The organism is Neobacillus sp. NRS-1170, assembly GCF_050468025.1.
Genome location: NZ_JBITPF010000001.1, coordinates 1 through 1,373, shown reverse-complemented (window position 1 = coordinate 1,373; position 1,373 = coordinate 1). Strand labels below are relative to the sequence as shown.

Sequence of the window (1,373 nt, the reverse complement as noted above, 5' to 3'; positions counted from 1 at the left end):
TTAAGTTATCATGAACGAAACTAGCTCCTTACTCGTAACACCGTAGGTTAATTTGGTTAGACTGTTTATTGAAAAAAAACAAACCAAATCAGAGCTACATTACGAAAGGAGCTAGTTATTATGAAGGATACCATAAAATATGTAGGTTTAGACGTTTCAAAAGAAAGAATTGCCGTTGCCATTGCAGATGAAGGTCGTGATGAGCCAAGGTATTGGGGAATGATTCCTAACACTCCGGAATCCATTAGAAAGTTAGTAAAAAAACTTGGAGAAAAAGAGAATCTTCGAGTGTGCTATGAAGCTGGTCCAACTGGCTATGGTTTACATCGACTTTTTCTTACTCTAGGAATTGAGTGTGAAGTAATCGCTCCATCTTTAATCCCTAAGAAACCAGGTGAGCGCATCAAAACTGACCGTAGGGATTCGATTAAACTTGCAAAGTTATTTCGTGCCGGCGAATTAACCTCTGTTTATGTGCCAACAGAAGATGACGAAGCCCTTCGGGATCTAGTTCGAGCTCGTGAAGATGCCAAAGAAGACGAATTAAGAGCCAAACATAGATTATCGAAATTCCTTTTGCGAAATGATATTCACCCCCCTTTTAGAGGAAAAAAGTGGACTCGTAGATATCGCGAATGGTTAAACACCTTAAAGTTTGAGCGTTCTACATCTAAAGTAGTTTTTCAGGAGTATCTACACCATCTAGAAGAAATTGAGCAAAGGGTAAAACGATTTGAGGAAGAAATTAAATTACAATCAACCAAAGGTTACCATGCGCCAATGATTCAAGCACTCCAATCATTAAGGGGAATAGCTTTGATTACAGCTACTAGTCTTGTGGCTGAGATAGGATCCTTCAAAAGATTTGTTTCTCCCAAAAAAATAATGTCTTACTTTGGGTTAATTCCAAGTGAAAGCTCTAGTGGTGAAACCAGAAGGCAAGGTAATATTACAAAAACAGGCAATCGTCATGTTCGTCGCTTGCTTGTAGAAGCAGCCTGGAGTTATCGATTTCCGCCTGCAATAAAGGGAGATTTGAAGAAAAGATTGGAAGGACAATTGCCTAATGTTCAAATGATCTCATGGAAAGCTCAAAATCGACTTCATAAAAAATATTTTCGTTTACTATCACGTGGAAAGTCATTTGGAAAAGCAATAACAGCCGTTGCAAGAGAATTAGCTGGATTTATCTGGGCAGTAACTCAAGAGGTTGAAAATAACATCTCCATTATAAAATAATAATTTCGATTAAAATGAATTTCAATATTATTTAAAAGTCGGAACATAGGGCTCGGAGGCAAAGGTAAAAACCGGTAAGGAGAAACCACGAAATGTACTTGTGATATGCCTAAATAGGCTAACTCACGTTTTAA

Annotated in this window: 1 protein-coding gene; it reads left to right on the top strand. The window is 37.7% G+C overall.

What is annotated here, in order from left to right; all coding sequences use genetic code 11:
* The first annotated feature begins 120 nt into the window (after positions 1-120).
* Complete coding sequence (locus ACIFOT_RS00005; RefSeq protein ID WP_430060312.1) at positions 121-1,239, top strand: IS110 family transposase; 1,119 nt, start codon at positions 121-123, stop codon at positions 1,237-1,239.
* The last annotated feature ends 134 nt before the right edge of the window (positions 1,240-1,373 follow it).

What these genes read in the sequence shown, in the direction of transcription:
- ACIFOT_RS00005 (WP_430060312.1), top strand. Translation starts at nt 121, where the DNA reads ATGAAGGATACCATAAAATATGTAGGTTTAGACGTTTCAAAAGAAAGA.